Here is a 14561-nt window from a genome sequence, read left to right as displayed (position 1 = left end):
ATGAAGACGATCACCGTCCTCGGCGCGTCGGGCTTCGTCGGTTCGGCCGTCACGCGCGCACTGGCGCGACGGCCGGTCCGGTTGCGGGCGGTGGCGCGCAGGCGGTTCACCCCGCCGCCCGGCCGGGCCGAGATCACCGTCGTCGCCGCCGATCTCACCGACCGCGCCGCGCTCGCCGACGCGGTCGCCGGCTCGGACGCGGTCGTGTACCTGCTCTTGGCCGACGGCGGATGGCGTGCGGCCGAGGGGGCGGAACGGGTGAACGTCGGCGTGATGCGGGACCTCGTCGAGGTCGTCAGCGGAGACGGGGAGCCTCCGTTGGTGGTGTTCGCCGGCAGCACCACCCAGGTCGGTGTGCCGCCGAGGGAACCGCTCGACGGGAGCGAGCCCGATCATCCGGCGACCCCCTACGACGTGCAGAAGCTGGCGGCGGAAGAGATCCTCAAGAAGGCCACGGTCGACGGCGTCGTCCGCGGGATCAGCCTCCGGCTGCCGACGATCTTCGGGGAGAACACGGTGGAAGGCGGCAACCACGACCGCGGTGTCGTGTCCGCCATGGCGCGGCGCGCGCTCGAAGGACAGGCGCTCACCGTCTGGGGCGACGGCACGGTGCGCCGCGACCTGCTCCACGTCGAGGACGTCGCGGCGGCGTTCACCGCGGCACTGGATCATCCGGATTCCCTGGTGGGCGGCCATTGGCTGCTCGGGGCGGGCCGGGGCGATCAGCTGGGCGAGGTCTTCCGGCTCGTGGCGAGGGAAATGGCCGGACAGACCGGAAAGGACCCGGTCGAGGTGACCTGTGTGGAACCACCCGCACACGCGCCCGAGACGGATCTTCGCAGCATCACCATCGATTCCACCTCCTTCCGGGCGATCACCGGCTGGCACCCGGAGATCTCGCTGCCCGACGGGATTCGTCGCACTGTCGCCGCTTTGACGTCATCAGTTCAGGGAAAGGTTCGCACATGACCACGCGTGTATGGGATTACCTGGCGGAATACCGGGCCGAACGGCTCGACCTGCTGGACGCGGTCGAGACGGTCTTCGATTCGGGGCAGCTCGTGCTCGGCGCGAGTGTGCGCGGTTTCGAGGCGGAATTCGCCGCGTACCACGGGGTCGGGCACTGCGTCGGCGTCGACAACGGGACGAACGCGATCAAGCTCGGCCTGCAGGCGCTGGGTGTCGGGCCGGGCGACGAGGTGATCACGGTGTCGAACACCGCGGCCCCGACCGTGGTCGCCATCGACGGCACCGGTGCGACCCCCGTCTTCGTCGACGTCCGCGAGGACGATTTCCTGATGGACACCGACCAGGTCGAAGCCGCCATCACCGAGCGCACCAAATGCCTGCTGCCGGTGCACCTGTACGGCCAGTGCGTGAACATGGCCCCGTTGAAGGAACTCGCCGCGAAGCACGGACTGTCCATTTTGGAGGACTGCGCCCAGGCACACGGTGCCAGGCAGAACGGGACCGTCGCGGGTTCGACCGGGGACGCGGCCGCGTTCTCCTTCTATCCCACCAAGGTGCTCGGCGCCTACGGCGACGGCGGCGCGACCATCACCTCCGACGAAGCCGTGGATCGACGGCTTCGGCGGTTGCGCTACTACGGCATGGACAAGCAGTACTACACGCTGGAAACGCCCGCGCACAACAGCCGTCTCGACGAGATCCAGGCCGAAATCCTCCGCCGCAAGCTCAAGCGGTTGGACACCTACATCGCCGACCGGCAGGCCATCGCGCAGCGCTATGTCGACGGGCTCGGCGACACCGGGCTGAAGCTGCCGCGGACGGTCGCGGGCAATGAGCACGTGTACTACGTGTACGTCGTGCGCCACCCGCGACGTGACGACATCATCGAGCGCCTCAAGGCCTACGACATCCACCTGAACATCAGCTACCCGTGGCCGGTGCACACCATGACCGGGTTCGCCCACCTCGGCTACGAGAAGGGCTCGTTGCCGGTCACCGAAAAGCTGGCGGGCGAGATCTTCTCGCTGCCGATGTACCCCGCGCTTTCCCCCGACCTGCAGGACAAGATCGTCCACGCGGTCCGCGAAGTGCTGTCCACCCTCTGATCACTCCAGCATCAGGAGTAGCCGTGCAAGCACGCAAGCTCGCCGTCGAGGGTGCGATCGAGTTCACCCCTCGGGTCTTCCCCGACGACCGGGGCCTGTTCGTCTCGCCGTTCCAGGAGGAGGCCTTCGCCGAAGCCCATGGCGGCCCGCTTTTCCGGGTGGCACAGACGAACCAGAGCAGATCCAAACGCGGCGTGGTGCGAGGCGTGCACTACACCACGACGCCACCGGGTACCGCGAAGTACGTCTACTGCGCGCGCGGCAAGGCCTTGGACATCGTGCTCGACATCCGGGTCGGCTCGCCGACGTTCGGCCGGTGGGACGCGGTTCTGCTGGATCAGCGAGACCATCGGTCGGTGTACTTCCCCGTGGGTGTCGGCCACGCGTTCGTTTCGCTCGAAGACGACACCACCATGTGGTATTTGCTGTCCACGGCTTATGTGCCGCAGAACGAGCTCGCCCTCTCGGTCCTGGATCCCGCGCTGGGCCTGCCCATCGACGTCGGCGCCGGCGTCGAACCCATCCTGTCGGATCGGGACCGGGTGGCGATCACCCTCGCCGAGGCGGAGCGGCAAGGGTCCCTGCCCGACTACGCGACCTGCCTGGAAATCGAACGGCGGCTGTCCGCGGTTCCCCTCGAAGCCTGACTTGAGGCTGCCGGTAAGAGGTGGGCTGGGTTGGTCGTGAGTGGCGATTCGTGTTCTAACCCGAATCGCCACTCACGACCCCCGCGACCGGGCAGCCTCCTTGGACGGCATTGACCGTCGAGTTCGGACAAGCCTACTTTCGAAAACAACCACCGATATCAGCGAAAGGTGAGAGCTATGCCCGCTGCGCAGTACAAGCAGCCGCTTCGAAGCAAGCTCAGAACATGGGGGTGGATGTATCGATGACTACCATTGCCGAACCCGCCGCGGACCTTTCCGTCCACAACGGACTCACCGAGATCACCCGGTTCGCCGGGGTGGGCACCGCGGTTTCCACCACGTCCTACTCGCAATCCGAGCTCCTGGAAATCCTCGACGTAGAGGATCCCAAGATCCGATCGGTCTTCCTGAACAGCGCGATCGATCGGCGCTTTCTCACACTTCCACCAGAGAGTCCAGGCGGGGGACGCGCCTCGGAACCGCAGGGTGACCTCCTCGACAAACACAAGCGGATCGCAGTCGACATGGGATGCCGGGCGCTCGAAGCCTGTCTGAAGTCGGCGGGAGCGACGCTTTCGGACCTGCGTCACCTGTGCTGTGTCACCTCGACCGGCTTCCTGACGCCCGGCCTGAGCGCGCTGATCATCCGCGAAATGGGGATCGACCCGCATTGCAGCCGTTCGGACATCGTCGGCATGGGCTGCAACGCCGGCCTGAACGCGCTGAACGTGGTCTCGGGCTGGTCGGCGGCGCACCCGGGTGAACTCGGTGTCGTCCTGTGCAGCGAGGCGTGTTCCGCCGCTTACGCTTTGGACGGCACCATGCGGACCGCGGTGGTCAACAGCCTGTTCGGCGACGGATCCGCGGCGCTGGCCGTGATTTCCGGCGATGGTCGCGTGCCGGGCCCGCGGGTCCTGAAGTTCGCGAGCTACATCATCACCGACGCGGTCGACGCGATGCGCTACGACTGGGATCGCGACCAGGACCGGTTCAGCTTCTTCCTCGACCCGCAGATTCCGTACGTGGTCGGTGCGCACGCCGAGATCGTCGTCGACCGGCTCCTGTCCGGTACGGGACTGCGCCGCAGCGACATCGGCCATTGGCTGGTGCATTCCGGCGGCAAGAAGGTGGTCGACGCGGTCGTCGTCAACCTCGGCCTGAGCCGGTACGACGTCCGCCACACCACCGGTGTGCTCCGCGATTACGGGAACCTTTCCAGCGGCTCCTTTCTCTTCTCCTACGAGCGGCTCGCCGACGAGGACGTCGCCCGCCCCGGAGACTACGGCGTGCTCATGACCATGGGGCCTGGCTCCACAATCGAAATGGCGCTTATCCAATGGTGACGCGTAACGAAGTGAACGGTGAACTGGTGCTGCGGTTCGACGGCTCCCGGCCGCTGTCGGCAGCGGTGGTCGAGGAGCTCGGCGCCCTCTGCGATCTCGCCGAGGACCAGCGGGAATCGGGACTGGTCACCGTCTATGTGACGGGAGCCCCGCCCGCCGACTGGACGAAGGGGCTCGCGGTCGGCCTCGTCTCCAAGTGGGAGCGGGCCGTGCGCCGGTTCGAGCGCTTGGGCAGGCTCACCGCCGCGGTGGCGTCGGGCGAGTGCGCCGGACCGGCACTCGACCTCATCCTCGCCGCCGACGTCCGGATCGCCGAGCCGGGGACCCGGTTGCGGCTCGCTTCCGTCGGCGATGCCACCTGGCCGGGGATGACGGTCTACCGGCTCACCCAGCAGGCGGGTGCGGCGGGTATCCGGCGGGCCGTGCTGCTCGGCTCCCCGATCGGGACCGAACGCGCGCTCGCCCTTAACCTGATCGACGAGGTGTCCGAGGACCCGGCGAAAACGCTGGCGGAACTGGACAATGTCTCGGACGGCGCGGAGCTGGCGATTCGACGGCAGCTGATCTTCGAAGCGGGCTCGACCACTTTCGAGGAGGCGCTCGGCGCGCACCTGGCCGCGGCGGACCGGGCGTTGCGACGGGAAGCCAAGCCGTGACAACGGATTCTCCAGTGAGATCGGCTTCGCCAGGGCTCGGTCGCCGAGCCCTGGCGGAGGCGGCCCGGCGAGTCGACGAGCTGCTCGCCGGACTGCCGTCGCCAACCGCCCGGACGGCCGCGCAGCGCGACGCGGCGTCCTCGGCGCTGGACGAGATCAGGACGCTGCGCACGGACTTCGTGGCGGCGCACGCCGAGGAGATCTACGACGCGCTCACCGACGGCCGGACCCGCTACCTGCGCGTCGACGAACTCGTCCGGGCCGCCGCCTTGGCCTATCCCGGCCTCGTGCCCACGGAAGAGCAGATGGCGGCCGAGCGCTCGCGGCAGCAGGCGGAGAAGGAAGGCCGCGAGATCGACCAGGGCATCTTCCTGCGCGGGATCCTGCGTGCCCCGAAGGCCGGCCCTCATCTGCTCGACGCCATGCTCAGGCCCACCGCCAGGGCGCTGGCTTTGTTGCCCGAGTTCGTCGAGTCCGGTGTCGTGCGGATGGAGGCCGTCCGGCTGGAGCGCCGTGACGGCGTCGCGTACCTGACCCTGTGCCGGGACGACTGCCTGAACGCCGAGGACGCCCAGCAGGTCGACGACATGGAGACCGCTGTCGACCTGGCGCTGCTCGACCCGTCCGTCCGGGTGGGGATGCTGCGCGGCGGGGAGATGAGTCATCCCCGCTATCAGGGGCGCCGGGTGTTCTGCGCGGGGATCAACCTCAAGAAGCTGAGCTCGGGCGACATCCCCCTCGTCGATTTCCTCCTGCGGCGGGAACTGGGCTATCTCCACAAAATCGTTCGTGGCGTCGTCACGGACGGTTCGTGGCACTCGAGGTTCGTCGACAAGCCGTGGCTGGCGGCCGTCGATTCCTTCGCCATCGGCGGCGGGGCCCAGCTCCTGCTGGTCTTCGATCACGTGATCGCGGCTTCCGACTCCTACTTCTCCCTGCCCGCGGCGACGGAGGGGATCATTCCGGGGGCGTCGAATTTCCGGCTTTCCCGGTTCACCGGACCGCGGGTGGCCCGGCAGGTGATCCTCGGCGGCCGCCGGATCCACGCGAACGAGCCGGACGCGCGGCTGCTCGTCGACGAGGTCGTCCCGCCGGAAGAAATGGACGCGGCGATCGAGGGCGCGCTGGCCGGACTCGACGGAGACGCGGTGCGGGCCAACCGGCGCATGCTGAACCTCGCCGAGGAACCGCTGGAGGGATTCCGCGCGTACCTGGCCGAATTCGCCCTGCAGCAGGCGTTGCGCATCTACGGTGCGGACGTGATCGGCAAGGTGGGCGGCTTCGCGAGAGGATCGCGATGAGCGAAACCGTGGTGCGGTACGAAAAAAGGGACCACGTCGCCTACGTGACGATGGACCGGCCCGAAGTGCTGAACGCGATGAACCGGCGGATGCACGAAGAACTCGCCGGGATCTGGGATGACGTCGAGGCCGACGACGACATCAGGGTGGTGGTACTGGCCGGTGCCGGGGACCGCGCGTTCTCCGTGGGGCAGGACCTCAAGGAACGCGCGCGGCTCGACGAGTCGGGCGTGCCGCCTTCGACGTTCGGCAGTGCGGGACAGCCAGGTCATCCGCGGCTGACGGACCGGTTCACCCTTTCCAAACCGGTGGTCGCCCGGGTGCACGGTTACGCGCTGGGCGGCGGCTTCGAGCTGGTGCTCGCCTGCGACATCGTCATCGCCTCCGAGGACGCGGTCTTCGCCCTGCCGGAGGTCCGGCTCGGCCTGATCGCCGGAGCGGGCGGGGTGTTCCGGCTGCCGCGGCAGCTGCCGCGGAAGGTGGCGATGGGGTATTTGCTGACCGGGCGCCGGATGGACGCGGCCACGGCATTTCGCTATGGACTGGTGAACGAGGTCGTACCGTTCGCCGAACTGGATCGGTGCGTCGCGGAATGGACCGATGATCTGGTGCGCGGTGCCCCGCTTTCGATTCGCGCGATCAAGGAGGCCGCATCGCGGTCGGTCGACCTCCCGCTCGAAGAGGCGTTCACCACTTCGTATTTCTGGGAAGAGCGCCGTCGGCGGAGTGCGGACGCGATCGAAGGTGCCCGTGCCTTCGCCGAGAAACGGGATCCGATGTGGACGGGGCGTTGGTCGTGAATGATTCGGTTTCGTCGGAACGGCCCGAATCACTCACGAGCCGGATAAAGTCTTTCGTCTACATTGAGGAGAGATCCTGATGACAACCATCGCCGCCGCGGCCGATCTCGACAATCAGCGCATCGACCGCATGGTCCCTTTGGTCACCCCCGCCCTGCTGCATCATGAATTACCGCTCAGCGCAACCGCCGCCGACACGGTGCGAGAAGGGCGCGAAAACGTCGTCCACGTCCTCGACGGTGAGGACGACAGGCTGCTCGTGATCGCCGGTCCCTGCTCGGTGCACGATCCCGCCGCGGCCCTCGAGTACGCCGATCGCCTCGCCACCATGGCGGGCCGGTTCGCCGACGACCTCCTGATCGTCATGCGGGTGTACTTCGAAAAGCCGCGTACGGTCGGTGGCTGGAAAGGGCTCATCAACGACCCCCACCTCGACGGCACCGGCGACGTCAACCAGGGGCTGCGCATCGCGCGCGACCTCCTCCTCGAACTCGCCGAAGGCGGCCTGCCCGTCGCGTGCGAATGGCTGGACACCACCATCCCGGCTTACCTCGCCGACGCCGTCTCCTGGGGTGCCATCGGCGCCCGCACCGTGGAAAGCCAGAACCACCGCATGCTCGCCAGTGGCCTGTCGATGCCCGTCGGCTTCAAGAACCGCCGCGACGGCGATGTCACCGTCGCCGTCGACGCGATCCGCGCCGCCGAGGCACGCCACGTCGTCCCCGGCGTCGATCCCGGCGGCCTGCCCGCGATCCTGCACACCGTCGGCAATCCCGACTGCCATGTGGTCCTGCGCGGTGGCAACAGCGCGCCCAACCACAACCCGGCGTCCGTCCGGGCGGCGCTCACCACCCTGCAGAACGCGGGCCTGCCGCGGCGGGTCGTGATCGACGCCAGCCACGACAACAGCCGGAAAGACCACCTCCAGCAACCCGTCGTCGCCGAGCAGATCGCCGACCAGGTCAGGACCGGCCAACGCGGCATCGTCGGCGTCATGCTGGAATCCAACCTCCAGGCAGGCAGGCAGGACCTCCACCCGGACCGGCCGCTGACCTACGGCCAATCCATCACGGACGCCTGTATCGACCTCGCCGCCACGCAGGACGTTCTCCAGACCCTCGCCACGGCGACCGCGGCCCGTCGACGGCGCGGCCGGTAGCTCCCCGGGTCACCTGCCTTCACCTCCTGGGGGAGGAGCGATGGCGTCGAGCAGAGCCAGTTCGTCCTCGCTGAACCGGATGGCGCCCGCCGCGACGTTCTCTTCCAGGTGCGCGGGGTCGCCGGTGCCGGGGATGGCGAGCACGTGCGCGCCGCGGTGCAGCGTCCAGGCGAGCCGGATCTGCTGAGGGCTCGCGCCGTGCGTGTCGGCGACCTTCGCGATCTCGGCCTGTCCGGGAACGGCGCCGTCGGGTGAGGTGGCGCCGGGAACCAAGGTCGTGACGGCGAAGAAGGGCACGAACGCGATCTCGTGCTCGGCGCACAGATCGACCAGGGCATCGTCCTCCCGGTCGGTCAGGCCGTACCGGTTCTGCACGCAGACCACCGGCGCGATCGTCCTGGCCTCGGTCAGCTGCTCGGCCACGATGTTGGAGATGCCGAGATGGCGGATCAGACCCGCTTCGCGCAGGTCCGCGAGCGCGCCGAAGTGCTCGGCCACCGATCCGGGTTCTTTGCCCATCCCGGCGCCCCAGCGCAAATTGACGACGTCGAGGTGGTCGCGGCCGAGCTGCCGGATGTTCTCCTCGACCTGACCGCGGAGCTGATCGGGGCGCGCGAACGAGAACTCGCCGTCCCGGGACCGGCCCGCCCCGACCTTCGTGGTGAGCACGAGGTCTTCGGGATAGGGCTGGAGCGCGGTGCTGATCAGCTCGTTCGCCGAGCGTGTGGGGGTGAAGTAGAACGAAGCGGTGTCGATGTGGTTGACGCCGAGTTCGATCGCACGGCGCAGGACGGTGATCGCGTCCTCGCGGCTCTTGGGTTTCTCGTCCCAGGGCATCCCGGTCAACCGCATCGCGCCGAGGCCGAGCCGGTTGACGGTGCGGTCGCCGAGTCGCCAGGTGCCCGCGGTGTTGTTCTGGATGTTCGTCATGCGGACCAGCGTCGCGACGGGGCGGGGAGAAGTCAGGAAATGGCAACAAGCTGCCACCTGGTCGCGGGCCGCTGAGACCAGGCAGTATTGGTGCCATGCGGACTGACGACGGCATTACACGCGCTGGTGACGCGGTCACGGTCGTGCACGGTGAAGAGGAGCTGTTCCGGCGGGTGGGGCACCTGTTCGCGACCGTGACCGACCTCGCGTGCGCCGCCAACGACCTCGCGACCTGGGTCGCCGAAAGCAGGTCCGACGAGATCCCCGCGGCGGTGCGACGCCGCACGACCGACCTGCGGATCCGCAAGATCTACCGGTCCAGTGTGCTGCTCGATTCCGAGTCCGCGCGGGAACTCGCGCACCGGCGCGACACTTTCGGGGCGCAGATCCGCATCACCACCGAGGATCTCAACGAGACGATCATCATGGACGGCAGGCTGGTGATCCTGGCCGGTGACCTCACCGCGGGGCGACGCGGCTACAGCGTCATCACTCAGCCCGAAACCGTGCAGGGAGTGATTTCCCTGTTCGAGACCGCCTGGCGCTCGGCGACCGATCTCGCCGTCTTCGACGCGCAGGTCTCCGAAATCCGACGGCTCGCGCCGGCGGTGCTGGACCTGCTCGGCAGCGGGGTCAAGGACGAAGCCGCCGCCCGCTCCCTCGGCCTCGGCGTGCGTACCTACCGGCGCCGCGTGGCCGAACTGATGTCCGCGCTGGGCGCGGAGTCCCGCTTTCAGGCGGGGGTACGGGCACGGGAACTCGGGCTGGTCTAGCGCGGGCTGCCCAAGGACGCCTGTGGCGACACGCCACCACTGCCCCAGCGTCGAAGCCTTCAGGATCCTCCCAGCCCATCGTCACCGGAAGCCTCAAGCCAGGAAGTCCGCGAAGGCCTCCTTCCCTACCTTGAAAGTCAATGCCAGGTACTCAAGGTCGGTCGGTGGTCGCGTTTCTGGCGCGTTTTCCGTCGTGAGTGGCGAATAGGGTTAGAACCCTCATTGCCACTCACGACCCCCGTCCACAGCCGCACCGCGCCGGGGCACGCCATGTTTGCCTTACTTCACAAGAGAACCCCAACGTGAAACCGCGTAAACTACCCGAAACGGGCACTTTGGGCTATCTCTCAATAACCCAAATCACCGCATCGACCCGATACCGGTCAGCCGTTCGGAGTCGTGATCACCGCGAACTTCGAGCCCTGCGAGGCGATCCGCTCGCTGAGGTCGGTGGTGATCGTCTCGATCGGCGCGTAGTTGTTCAGTTCGCCCGCCTGGCAGGGACCCGACCGGGACTGCTGGTTGCCGATCAGGATGCCCAGCGCCGTGTGGTCGGCCTGGCTGAACAGCGGTCCGCCGCTGTCGCCGGGACGGGCGCACAGGTCGGTGTTGATACCGACGTCGGTGGACAGGACACGACCGCAGCGGGTCCCGACGAGGTAGCCCGCGCCCGCGCCGCTGTCGACGGAATCGGGGTAGTTCGCCGCGCTCGACGCCGTCCCGCTGGCGCAGACGACCCAGCCCGCCTTGATCTCGGCGAGGGTGTGGGTGCCGGTGATGTACTCGTCCACCGAGGTGGCCTGCGTGCCGCACGGGGTGTCACCGTTGCTGTCCATACCGCCGTTGCGGCAGTACTTCAGCACCCGGTTGCGGCCGGTCTGGCCTTCGAGCCATTTCGTGGCCGCCGCGTCGTCCACGTACGGCAGGGCCGCGTAGTCGTACGGGTAGGAGCTCTTCTCGATGCCGTGCTGCTGCAGCACGGGGTTGCCGTTGTGCTGGGTCGGCGTGTTGTTGGTCTTCGTCCGCATGCAGTGACCCGCGGTCAGCACCCAGCCCTTGCCGGGGAAACCGCCGCCGGTGGACCGCAGGTTGAAGGCGCTGGTACAACCGCCCCAGGTGCCGTCGTCCCGCTTCATGTCCAGCCGGATGCCGCCGCGCATCGGGCCGTAGTTGGTGCAGTAGAGCGGATGGCAGTAACCCCAGTCCACATTCGGCGTGGCCAGCGCGTTCGGCTCCGCCATGACGCGGGAGACGACCATGCCGGATTCCGCCGCCGCGGCCTTGCGCGCGGTGTCCGCTTCGGCGGCCACGACGTCGCCTGCGGCGCGCGTCGCCGCCTTGTCCTGTGCCACCCAGGCACGTTCCCACAGTACGACGCGGTTCTCGGACTCGCTCACCGCCGGAAGGTAGACCGCTTCCCGTCCCGCGCCGACCTTGGCCGCGACGCGTTCCTTCGCCGCCGTGAGCTGCCGCAACGAATGCCGGACCCGTTGCGTGCGAACATCGGCCCGGACGGGCATCGCCTTCAGATACGGCTCGGCGGCCGCCGGTTCGGTCATCGCCACGACCAGCTGGCCCTTGCTCTGGTCGAGCCACATGCCACCGTATTCGGCACCGCGATCACGGCGCAGCAGCTCGTCCAGTTTCCCGCCGTCCGTCTGCAATTCCAGACGGCGCAACGCTTCCCGCTCGTCGACGTGATAGGTACGGACCAGGTAGTGCACCGACTCCCGCACCGAAGCGGGGTCGAGTGAGGTGTGGAACGACTGCACAGTGTCGGCCGACGCCGCGCCGCCCAGCGCTGTCGTCGCAGCCAGTACCGAAACGGCCAGTGCCCCCAGCCTTCTAGTTCTCCGCACGAGATCTCCTCACCTGTCGGGGACTTCGTGGGTATTCAACCGGAGAAAGTGTGGCCGGTGGGCGGATTTCCCCATAACAGCGCGGAAATCGGTTGGACAGTCATCGGGCCGTGCGCGTTCGGCCACGAAAAATCCCCGCCCCTTTCAGGTTATACCAGAATCGCGCACCTCATGTAGCGCCGGAACTTGTTCCATACTGCCCGTCGCGCACCGAACCGACGAACGACGGAGCAAGCAATTGGGCTATGTGATGGCTTTCGAGCAGATCGACCGGACGAACCTCGCGGACGTCGGCGGAAAGGGGGCGCAGCTGGGTGAGCTCTCGCGGATCGACGGTGTCCGCGTGCCGGACGGCTTCTGCGTGACGACCGACGCCTACCGGCAGGTCATCGCCGCGACGCCGTCGATCGGTGCGCATCTCGACCTGCTCTCCCGCGTGGAGCCTGCCGACCGCACGGCGATCCGCACGCTGAGCGAGGAGATCCGCGGGCTCGTCGAAGGCGTCACGATGCCCGCCGAACTGGTGGCGGGGATCAGCGCGTCGCTGGCCAGGCTCGGGGAGCGGGCGGCCTGCGCCGTGCGTTCCAGCGCGACGGCCGAGGATCTGCCGACGGCGTCGTTCGCCGGGCAGCAGGACTCGTATCTGAACGTCGTGGGCGAGGAGGACGTCCTTCGGCACGTCCGGCGATGCTGGGCCTCGCTGTTCACCGAACGAGCGGTGACCTACCGGCTGCACAACGGCTTCGATCACCGGACCGTGTGGATGGCCGTGGTCGTCCAGCGGATGGTGTTCCCCGAGGCGGCCGGGATCCTGTTCACCGCGGATCCGGTGACGTCGAACCGGAAGATCGCCACCGTGGAGGCGGGCTGGGGACTGGGCGAGGCGCTGGTCTCCGGCCTGGTGAACGGGGACGTCTACACGGTGCGTGACGACGAGATCGTCTCCACCGCGGTCGCCGCGAAGCAGCGGGCCGTCCACGCGGCGCCAGGAGGCGGCACCCGCGACCTGCCGATCGAGCCGGAGCGGCAGACGCGGCCGTCGCTGACGGACGCGCAGGTCCTGCGCTTGGTGCGACTGGGACGACGGATCGAAGCGCATTTCGGACGGCCTCAGGACATCGAATGGTGCCTTGCCGACGACGATCTCCACGTCGTCCAGAGCCGTCCGATCACCACGTTGTTCCCCCTGCCGGAGGTCGACGACCAGGAGAACCACGTCTACGTCTCCGTCGGTCACCAGCAGATGATGACCGACGCGATGAAACCGCTGGGACTGTCGCTCTGGCAGCTCACCACCCCGCGCCCGATGCACGAGGCGGGCGGCAGGCTGTTCGTCGACGTCGCACCCGCGCTGGCGACGCCTGCCGGTCGCGCGGGCATCCTCGGCACGCTGGGCAAATCCGACCCGCTGATCCGGGACGCGTTGCGCACGGTGCTCGACCGCGGCGACTTCGTCCGCTCGGTTCCCGACGGCGACGGCGGCGCCGGACCTGCCGTCGCCACGCCCGCCCCGATCGAGACCGACCCGGCGATCGTCACGGAGCTGATCGCGCGAAACGAGGAGTCGGTGGCCACCCTGCGACGGGAGATCCAAGCCCTGTCGGGACCGGCGCTGCTCGACTTCATCCTCGCCGACATCACCGAGCTGAAGCGGATCCTGTTCGACCCGCTGAGCCATCAGGTGATCACGGCGGGGATGGAGGCGGCGGGTTGGCTCAACGAGAACCTCGAAGCCTGGTTGGGCGAGAAGAACGCGGCCGATGCCTTGACTCAGTCCGTGCCCCACAACGTCACGGCGGAGATGGGGCTGGCGCTGCTCGACGTCGCGGACACGATCCGGCCGCACCCGGCCGTGCTGGAGTTCCTGCGGCGGGTGGCGGACGAAGGCCGTGACGGCTTTCCGGACGAGCTCGCCGGCCTGCCCGGTGGCCGGGAGGCCCGCGACGCCATCCTGGGCTACCTCGACGAGTACGGAATGCGCTGCGCGGGCGAGATCGACATCACCCGGACACGCTGGAGCGAACGGCCCGCCACCCTCGTGCCCCTGCTCCTCGGCAACATCAAGAATTTCGAGCCGGGCGCGGGCAAGCGACGGTTCGACCAGGGCCTCCAGGAGGCACAACGGAAAGAAGAAGAACTGCTGACGCGGTTGGCGGCCCTGCCGGGTGGACAGGAAAAGGCCGACCGGACCAAGTCGATGATCGACCGCGTCCGCACCTTCGCCGGATACCGGGAATATCCCAAGTACGGCATGGTCAGCCGCTATTTCGTCTACAAACAGGCGTTGCTGCGGGAAGCCGGACGACTCGTCGAGGCGGGTGTCCTGCGGGAGAAGGAGGACATCTTCTATCTCCGGCTGCAGGAATTGCACGAAGTCGTGCGCACCGGGAAAGCGGACGGCGAACTCATCCAGGCGAGGCGGGAAGCGTTCCGATCCTACGAAACGCTCACGCCGCCCCGCGTCCTCACCTCGGAGGGTGAGGTCGTCACCGGCGACTACCGGCGCGAGGACGCCCCGCCCGGCGCGCTGGCCGGTCTGCCGGTCTCGGCGGGCACCGTCGAGGGCCGGGCCAGGGTCGTCGTGGACATGGCGCACGCCGACCTCGAGGCCGGCGACATCCTGGTCACCACCTACACCGACCCCAGCTGGACGCCGTTGTTCGTCGCCGTCGCCGGACTGGTGACTGAGGTGGGCGGCCTGATGACGCACGGAGCGGTGATCGCGCGGGAGTACGGGCTGCCCGCCGTCGTGGGGCTGGAGGGCGCCACGCGGCTGATCCGGGACGGGCAGCGGATCCGGGTCGACGGCACCGACGGTTACGTCCAGCTCCTCGACTGAGCGGCGTATCGGCCTCCTCCGGAAGATCCGCCGGTCGACGTGGGGAACCGAAGCGCGGTGAGGTGCGTCGGTGTACACGAAAGGTCGTCATCGCGTTTCGGGAAACGTCGCGCACGGGTGGGTGTGAACTCATAAGCTGCGGGATGGAGCAGTATTGGTCGGGTACGCAACGGGCGCAG

At 68.1% G+C, this 14561-nt stretch carries 12 protein-coding genes; 10 read left to right on the top strand and 2 right to left on the bottom strand.

All coding sequences use genetic code 11. From position 1 onward, the window contains the following. The 8 genes from ACZ5ZX_RS16595 to ACZ5ZX_RS16560 all read left to right on the top strand — a co-directional run bounded on the left by ACZ5ZX_RS16595 (position 1) and on the right by ACZ5ZX_RS16560 (position 7981). A complete protein-coding gene (locus tag ACZ5ZX_RS16595) occupies positions 1-969 on the top strand; it encodes an NAD-dependent epimerase/dehydratase family protein (protein ID WP_465502858.1) in 969 nt (322 codons plus the stop codon). Further along, entirely contained in the window at positions 966-2075 is a 1110-nt protein-coding gene (locus ACZ5ZX_RS16590) for a DegT/DnrJ/EryC1/StrS family aminotransferase (protein ID WP_465502857.1), read from the top strand. The genes ACZ5ZX_RS16595 and ACZ5ZX_RS16590 overlap by 4 nt, the downstream gene beginning before the upstream one ends. A gap of 23 nt (positions 2076-2098) precedes the next feature. Then, positions 2099-2722 carry a dTDP-4-dehydrorhamnose 3,5-epimerase family protein gene (locus ACZ5ZX_RS16585; RefSeq protein ID WP_465502856.1) on the top strand — a complete coding sequence of 208 codons (624 nt, stop codon included), beginning with the start codon at positions 2099-2101 and terminating at the stop codon, positions 2720-2722. A gap of 242 nt (positions 2723-2964) precedes the next feature. After that, entirely contained in the window at positions 2965-4065 is a 1101-nt protein-coding gene (dpgA, locus tag ACZ5ZX_RS16580; protein ID WP_465503103.1) for a 3,5-dihydroxyphenylacetyl-CoA synthase DpgA, read from the top strand. Between the two features lie 11 nt (positions 4066-4076). Then, on the top strand, positions 4077-4721 hold the full coding sequence (gene dpgB / locus ACZ5ZX_RS16575) for an enoyl-CoA-hydratase DpgB (RefSeq protein WP_465502855.1): 645 nt from the start codon (positions 4077-4079) through the stop codon (positions 4719-4721). Between the two features lie 14 nt (positions 4722-4735). Continuing rightward, entirely contained in the window at positions 4736-6022 is a 1287-nt protein-coding gene (dpgC, locus tag ACZ5ZX_RS16570) for a (3,5-dihydroxyphenyl)acetyl-CoA 1,2-dioxygenase DpgC (protein WP_465502854.1), read from the top strand. Next, entirely contained in the window at positions 6019-6822 is an 804-nt protein-coding gene (gene dpgD, locus ACZ5ZX_RS16565) for an enoyl-CoA-hydratase DpgD (RefSeq protein WP_465502853.1), read from the top strand. The genes dpgC and dpgD overlap by 4 nt, the downstream gene beginning before the upstream one ends. Positions 6823-6901: 79 nt before the next feature. Continuing rightward, entirely contained in the window at positions 6902-7981 is a 1080-nt protein-coding gene (locus ACZ5ZX_RS16560) for a 3-deoxy-7-phosphoheptulonate synthase (RefSeq protein ID WP_465502852.1), read from the top strand. Between the two features lie 9 nt (positions 7982-7990). On the opposite strand, the gene ACZ5ZX_RS16555 is transcribed toward ACZ5ZX_RS16560, so the two are convergent. Continuing rightward, the gene (locus ACZ5ZX_RS16555; RefSeq protein WP_465502851.1) at positions 7991-8911 is read right to left on the bottom strand and encodes an oxidoreductase; all 921 of its coding nucleotides are present in this window, start codon (positions 8909-8911) and stop codon (positions 7991-7993) included. A 95-nt stretch (positions 8912-9006) separates the two neighbouring features. Here ACZ5ZX_RS16555 and ACZ5ZX_RS16550 point away from each other — a divergent pair, with 95 nt between their 5' ends. Continuing rightward, entirely contained in the window at positions 9007-9684 is a 678-nt protein-coding gene (locus tag ACZ5ZX_RS16550) for a DNA-binding response regulator (protein WP_465502850.1), read from the top strand. A 383-nt stretch (positions 9685-10067) separates the two neighbouring features. Here ACZ5ZX_RS16550 and ACZ5ZX_RS16545 read toward each other — a convergent pair whose 3' ends face one another. Further along, entirely contained in the window at positions 10068-11543 is a 1476-nt protein-coding gene (locus ACZ5ZX_RS16545; RefSeq protein ID WP_465502849.1) for a trypsin-like serine protease, read from the bottom strand. 247 nt (positions 11544-11790) lie between these two features. Here ACZ5ZX_RS16545 and rph point away from each other — a divergent pair, with 247 nt between their 5' ends. After that, entirely contained in the window at positions 11791-14382 is a 2592-nt protein-coding gene (gene rph / locus ACZ5ZX_RS16540) for a rifamycin-inactivating phosphotransferase (protein ID WP_465503102.1), read from the top strand. The last annotated feature ends 179 nt before the right edge of the window (positions 14383-14561 follow it).

It is taken from the genome of Amycolatopsis sp. NPDC033938 (assembly GCF_055575975.1).
Note: the sequence above shows the minus strand (reverse complement) of the source record. Positions and strands in the feature narration are given on the sequence as shown.